The 7,214-nt window shown below is 74.7% G+C and carries 2 protein-coding genes; both read right to left on the bottom strand.

The window, feature by feature from the left end; translation table 11 throughout:
- A partial coding sequence (locus ABD299_RS21545; RefSeq protein WP_344265258.1) for a beta-ketoacyl synthase N-terminal-like domain-containing protein occupies positions 1-4,548 on the bottom strand: 4,548 nt, incomplete at its 3' end.
- Positions 4,545-7,214, bottom strand: a 2,670-nt coding sequence (locus ABD299_RS21540) for an SDR family oxidoreductase (protein WP_344265255.1), incomplete at its 5' end; no start/stop codon positions are given. The genes ABD299_RS21545 and ABD299_RS21540, both read right to left, overlap by 4 nt.

Genomic DNA, 7,214 nt, shown 5'->3' with positions numbered 1-7,214 from the left:
GTCGGGGTGGACTGCGGCGTCCCGCAGGGCGGCGGAGATCACCTCGCTCTGCGCACGCGGGCTCGGGGCGGAGTAACGGGTGGTGCGTCCGCCGTGGTTGACGGCTGCCCCCTTGATCAGCCCCCGGATCCGGTCACCGTCCTCCAGGGCGTCCTCGCGCCGCCGGAGCACGATCGCGGCGGCACCCTCGCCGGGGACGAACCCGTCGGCGGAGGCGTCGAAGGCCCGGCAGCGGTGACGCGGCGAAAGCGCCATGAGCTCCTGCATGGAGGCGAAGTACTCGGGGCTGATGGCGGCGTGCACGCCGCCGATGACCGCGGTGTCGATGTCCCCGGCCCGCAGGTGCTGGAGCGCGGTGTGTACCGCGACCAGCGAGGACGAGCAGAGCGTGTTGATCACCAGGCTCGGTCCGTGCCAGTCCATGAGGTGGGAGAGCCGGTTGGGGATCATGGCCTCCAGACCCAGCCCCCGGCCGGAGCCGACACCGTGGCGTGAGCGCTCCTCGTGGTAGTGGTCGTGACTGTAGGCGATCCACAGGCCGGTGCGTTCGTCGTGGCGTTCCCCCATCCGCCCGGCGTCCTCCAGCGCCTCCCAGATCGTCTCGTAGACGATCCGGGCCTGAGGGTCGATCAGCGGGGCCTCACGCGCGGAGATCCGGAACGGCGCCGGGTCGAACTCGTCGACGCTCTCCAGGAACGAGGCGTGCGGTACCTGGCCCTCGGTCCCGCGCCACCGGCCCGGCGGGAGCGGTCCTACGGTGTCGCGGCCCTCGATGAGCAGCGACCAGAAGTCCTCCAGGGTGTGCGCGGTGGGCACGCGGATCGCCGCACCCACGACGGCGATGTCCCGCGAGCCGTCCCGCGTGTCGTCCGGCTGTCCTTCCGGCGCGTCCGTCCTGTGCCGCGCCGGACGGGGGACGGCAGTGGCCGTCGGGAGAACCGGGCCGGCGGCCGGCTCCGCCTCCTCGGTGACGGGCTCCGGACAAGGCGCGGTGTCCTCATCCGGCGACGTGCCGGACGGCGCCGGGGCCCCGGTACGGGCGGTCTGCCCGGGCGCCGGGTCCACCGGTTCCGGCGCAGGAGGGCCCGGCTGTCCGGGAGCCGGAGCGGTGACGCCGGAGGCGAAGCCGGGGAACTCCTGGACCAGGTGGTCGGCGAACCGGCGGGGGGTCGGGTACTCGAAGAAGACCGTCGGGTACAGCGTCAGGCCGTGTTCCTGGGCGAGCCGGTCGCTCAGCGCCACCAGGCCGACCGAGTCGAAGCCGGCGGACAGGAACTCGGTGTCGCAGTGCTCCTCGGAGACCTCCGCCTGCGCCAGGAACCAGGCGAGTACCCTCCCGGCCGCGGAGCCCGGGGCCGTGGTGGTCCGGGGGGCCCGGCTCTCGGGGGGCGGGCCGGAGGCCGGCTGCGGCGGCACCGGCCCCGGCGGGGACGGCGTGCGTGCCGGTTCCGGTTCCGGGGCCCGGGACGCCGGGGCCGGAGCACCGGGCCGTGGCGCGGCCCCTGTCGCGCCGGGCCCGCCGAAGGCGTGGACGGGCACGCGCTTGGAGGCGATGTCGCCGAGGACCAGCAGCACCTCTCCCCGGGGGTCGGTGACGACCTGGGTGACGCGGCAGGCCTCCTCGTTCCAGAAGGCGACGTGGGTGCGCACCCAGGCGGCGTTGTCCAGTGGGCCCAGCACCTGGACCCGGTCCACCGACAGCGGGATGAACGCGGAGGCGTCATCGGCCCCGAAGACAGGGTTGTCCGGATCGATCGCGGCGATCGTGACGCTGTCCAGCAGCCCCGGGAACAGCCGTACGCCCGGGTCGTTCATGGCGCGCTGGCGCCCCCCCTCGATTCGGGCGAGAGTGCCCCCGCCGGGCAGGCCCGCCACCCAGGAGATGTTGCGGTAGTAGCGGCCGTGGTGGTAGCCGATCCGCCGCAGCCAGCGGTACAGCCCCGAACCGGCGTGCAGCGGGCCGCAGGAGGCGAGCAGTTCCGGCACGGGTTCGGGGTCCGGCGCCGCTCCGGGGCCGCCGGTCAGGTAGGAGCCCGTCACGAACGGTGTGCCCGAGGTGCCGTCGGTGACGGTGAACCTTCCGTCGCCCTCCACCCGGCAGACGACCCGTTCCGCCCCGGAGGGGATCAGGGGCCGGTGGAACAGCACGTCCCGGACCCCGTGGAACGAGTCGCCGCGAGCCTCGGCGCCCTGCCGCAGGAAGTCGAACCAGGCGACCCCCGGCAGCATGATGCGGCGGTAGACCGAGTGCTGGGCGATGGCCTCCTCGCCGGGCCCGAAGATCCGCGAGAAGGTGTAGCCGGCCTCACCCGGGTCCGAGTCGATCACGACCGGTCCGCCGGGTTCGGGGGAGCGCAGCGGCTCCCGCAGGTCGAGTGCCCGTCCGCGCGGCTGAGCCCACGGCAGCAGCCGCTTGCTCCAGGGGGTCCCTGCCTGGAAGGCGTTCCAGTCGATGTTCTCCCCGGACTCGTAGGCCGCCGCGGCGACCTCGGCGAGCACGGTGGCGACGGCCTGCTCGTCCGCGGCTTCCGCCAGCCGTGCGCACAGATCCGTTTCCCCCGCCTCCGCGGCCCGGTCTGCCGGCTCCGCGCCCTCAAGGGCGTCCGCGCCGCCGAGGACCGCGGCGAGAGCCTCCTCCAGAGAGGCGTGTCCGCCGGCGAAGTCCGCGAGAGGTTCCCATCCCGGTGGCAGTCCGACGGCCCCTTCGGGCAGCCCGGTCTCCCGCAGGGCCACGGTCAGGGCGACGGCGGAGCAGATCCTCAGCAGTTCTCCGGAGAACTCCGCCACCGGGGTGCCGGTCGCCTCCTCGAACCGGTCGGTTATCCGCCCGACGGCCGGGACCGAGCGGCTCAGGGCCGGCAGCCATGGCGGCGGGGCATGCCCGTCCGCGGGGTCCACCCGCACGGTGACCCGGGCCGGCCGGGCCGGGCCGGCGGCGGGCGGGTCGAAGGCCGGGTCCTGGGCCCGCAGCAGCCGGGCGCGCAGGGCGGCGGCGAGCTCGCCGGTGTCACGTCCGCAGACCGCGACCCGTGCCGGGCGGTGCGGGCGCGCGAGCCTGGCCGTGGCGCACACGCTGCCCGGTCCGTCGGCCACTGAGGGGAGGAACTCCAGCCACTGGGCGGCCAGTTCCCGAAGAGCGTCCGGGCTGCCCGCGGACAGCGCCAGGATCTCGGCCGGCCGCCGGGGGCTGTCCGGGCGGCCGGCCTCCCGGTCCGGGACCGCCTCGGCCACCACATGGGCGTTGGTGCCGCCGAAGCCGAAGCCGCTCACCCCCGCCCGCCGGACCGGCACCTCGGGCCAGGGGGCCGGCGCCTCGGGTACGCGGAAAGGGCTCGCGTCGAGCCGCAGACGCGGGTTGAGCGCGTCGACCGGGGTGCCCGGCAGCAGGCCGTCCCGCAGACAGGAGATGACCTTGGCCAGTCCGGCCAGTCCCGAGGCGGAGTGCAGGTGACCGATCCGCCGCTTGAGGGACCCGAGCGCCACCGAGCCGTGGCCGGCACCCAGCCCGCCGAACACTTCGCTGAGCGCCTGCACCTCGATCGGGTCACCGATCGCGGTCCCGGTGCCGTGCGCCTCGATGTACTGGACCGTCGTGGGGTCGGTCCGCCCGTAGACCTTGGTCAGCAGCTCGGTCTGGGCCTGGAGACTGGGGGTGGTCACGCCCATGGTGCTGCCGTCGTTGTTGACCGCGGTCCGGGTGATGGCTCCCAGGATGAGGTCGTTGTCGGCGACAGCTGCGGCCATCGGCTTGAGGACCAGCGCCGCGGCGCCCTCTCCGGGCACGTAGCCGTTCGCCTTCTCGTCGAAGGTCTGGCACAGCCCGTCCGGGGAGAGCGCCCCGGTGCGCGAGAGCAGCACGAAGGTGAGCGGGTCGATCAGCAGGTCGACGGCACCGACCACGGCCATCCGGCAGGCGCCGGCCGCCAGGCTCTGGCAGGCGAGCCACACGGCGGTCAGTGAGGACGAGCACGCGGTGTCGACGGCCAGGCTCGGCCCGGCGAGGTCGAAACGGTCCGACAGCCAGGCGGCGACGAAGTTCTGCGACCGCCCCCACAGGGCCGCCGGCACGGGGTGTCCCGCCGCGGCCCCGGGGACGGAGAGCCCGCGCCCGTGATCGAAGCCGTAGGAGTTCATGCGCGCCCCGATGAAGACGCCGGCGTCCGTCCGGTGGCCGGGCAGCAGATAACCGGCGTCCTCCAGCGCCCGGGCACCGACCTCCAGCATCAGCCGCTGCTGGGGGTCGAGCAGCACGGCGTCCTCGGCCGTCATCCCGAAGGCTTCGTGGTCGAACGAGAACGGGTCCTGGAGGAAGGCGCCGCGGTGATGCGTGCCCTGGTGACCGCTCTCGCCGAGATAGAGGTCGCGGGCCCAGCGGCTCGGCGGGACCTCGTCCACCTCGACGGTGTCCCGGCTCAGCATCCACCGCAGATCCACGGTGTCCTCGGCGCCGGGAATCCGCACCGCCATGCCGATGACGGCGATCCGGTCGTCGGTCTCGGTCACTGCGTTCCTCTCGTCGTGTCCGGTGGGGCGGTTCGGTACGGTCACCGGCTGCCCTCCCGCGTGAGCAGGGGCCGCAGCAGCGAGCTCAGCGTCCCGGCAGCGGGAGCGTCCGCGGCGGGTTGCGTGCCGGGTGGCGAAGGCGGCGTCGCGGTCCCGGCACCGGCTCGCATGCCGGCCAGCCGGGCCCCGGCCTCCTCCACCGTGCGGGCCCGCATGAGGAGAGACGGGTCGACCGTCAGGCCGCTGCGCTGCTCGATCGCCGTGACGAGCTCGGCGATGGTGAGCGAGTCCAGGCCCAGTTCCTGCAGGACCCGGTGGCCCGGGTCGGCACCGAGCACATGCCGGAAGGCGGAACGGATCAGGTCGGACATCTCCTTCGCGGCGCCACTCTCGGGTGCCGGGGCGTGGGCCGTGCCGGTACCGGGGCGCGGTGCGGTGCCCCCTGGCGCGGCCTGGACGGGGGAGACACCGTTCGCCGGGTGGGAGGGCGTCACCGGAGACGGAGCCGGAGCCGGTGGGGGCTCGGCGGCGGTGGCCGGGGAGAGCCGGCCGGTCTCCCCGGGGAACACGACCTCTCCGCCGGTGCGCAGGTGCGCGGCGAACCCGTCGAGAGCCTGGCCGGGGGTGAGGGAGTGAGACGCGGCGAACGTCTCGTCCGCCCGCATGCCGGTACCGGCCCAGTTCGGCCAGGCGTGGGCGGTGACCACCGTGGCGCCGCCGCTCCCGCGCTCGGCGAGTGCCAGCTGATAGGCGTTGGCCAGCGCGTAGTCGGTCAGGCCCCGGCCGGCCTCCGGCAGGGCGCCGGCGATCGAGGAGACCAGGACGACGAAATCCGCGCCCCGGGAGACGGCCAGCCGCACGGCGTTGTCGGAGCCGGCGATCTTGGGCGCGGTCACCCGCGCGGCGTCCGCCCACGGACGGCGGTGCATGGCCCCGAAGGGGTTGACGCCCCCGGAGCAGTGCACCACACCCAGCAGCCGCCCCCAGTGCTCCCCGAAGCGGTCGGCGGCCGTCGCCAAGGCGTCCTCGTCGGCGACGTCACAGGGCAGGTAGCCGACCTCGGCGAGTTCCCCCAGCTCCCGGAGCACCGGGGAACTCGCGGCGTCCGTCACCGTCCGGCCGACGATGCCGACCCGCTTCGCGCCGCGCTCGATCAGAGCCCCGGCCAGGTGCCGTCCGACCGCGCCCAGTCCGCCGGTCACCAGGTAGAAACCATCGGCCGGCAGCTCGCCCGCCGGCCCGGGCGGAACCGGGACTCTCTCGGGCGTGAACCGCACGTCCCGCCGGTAGGCCACGACGCTTCCGGAGGCGGACCGGGTAGCGGCGAGCTCGGCGGCGATCTGCCGGGCCCGTGCGGCCGGCGGCTCCGCCGGATCGAGGTCCAGGACGGTGACGGCGAGGTGGCTTTCGGCGCCGGCGGCCCGCACGGCCATGCTCCGCGCCGCCGCCTCGGGAACCAGGCCGGCGCGTTCCCCGGGGCTCACCGCCGCGGACCGGTGCGTGGCCCACAGCAGCCTCCCGCCCCGGGGAACGGAGGTCACCAGGGAGCGCAGCCGCTCCCAGAATGCGTCAAGGCCGGGCACGCCGTCCGGGGGGAAGGGCGGCTCGTCGATCACCACGACCGCTTCGGCGTCGTCCCCGGCGCCGGCGGCCGGCACTCCGAGGCCGGCGAGCGCGTCCGAGACGCCGGCGGCCAGGCCCGGGTCCGTGGCCATCACCCGGGTGCGGACCGGTGGTGCGGTGGCCGCCGTGTCGCCCAGCGGCTCCCGCTCCCGCCACACGGTGCGCAGCGCCGTGGGCAGTTCCCGCGGCTGTTCCGGTGCCGTGCCCGGGCCGTTCGCGACGGCGGCCGTGCGTGTGGCCCAGTAACGGCCCTTGGCGAACGGGTAGGTGGGAAGGCCGGTGATGCGCGAGCCGGGGGCGGACAGCGCCGCCCAGTCGGTGCCGGTGTGGCCGCGCCGCACCGCCTCGACCAGCGCGGTGTGGCCGCCGTCAGCGGGCCCGTCTGCGCCGGGGTCCGCCGGGGCCACCGGGAGGCGGCCCTCGGCGACGGCCCGCAGGGCGTCCGCGAGCTGCCCCGCGCTGTGTCCGGACACCGCTGTCTGGAAGGCGAGCGGGGAGCGGCCGGTGTTGGCCGTGTGGCAGAGGTCGGCGGTCTCCCGGCTGCTCGCGGAGCGGGCGAACCGGTCGGCGTAGGCGGCGGCCAGTTCCCGGACGGTCTCCTCGGTGGCACCGCTCACCCGCACCACGTGGGGGCTCTCCGGCGGGTCCGGTGGTGTGGGGGTGTGGGGTGGTTCTTCGATGATGAGGTGGGCGTTGACGCCGCCCATGCCGAAGGCGCTGAGGGCGGCTCGGCGGGGTGTGGTGGTGGGGGGCCAGGGGGTGGGTTGGTCGGTGAGGTAGAAGGGGGTGTTTTCGAAGTGGATGTGGGTGTTGGGTTTGTTGAGGTGGAGGGTTGGGGGGATGTGGTGGTGTTGGAGGGCGAGGATGATTTTGGTGAGGCCGGCGAGTCCTGCGGCGGGTTCGAGGTGGCCGATGTTGGTTTTGAGTGAGCCGATGGCGCAGTACTGGGTGCGGGTGGTGTGGTGTTTCCAGGCGCGGGTGAGTCCTTCGATTTCGATGGGGTCGCCGAGGCTGGTGCCGGTGCCGTGGGCTTCGACCATGTGGATGGTGTCGGGGTGGACTGCGGCGTCCCGCAGGGCGGCGGAGAT

Origin of the sequence: Streptomyces sodiiphilus (assembly GCF_039529215.1) — a bacterium.
In the GTDB taxonomy this organism is placed as follows: Bacteria; Actinomycetota; Actinomycetes; order Streptomycetales; family Streptomycetaceae; genus Streptomyces; species Streptomyces sodiiphilus.
This window is presented reverse-complemented; position numbering and strand designations above follow the sequence as displayed.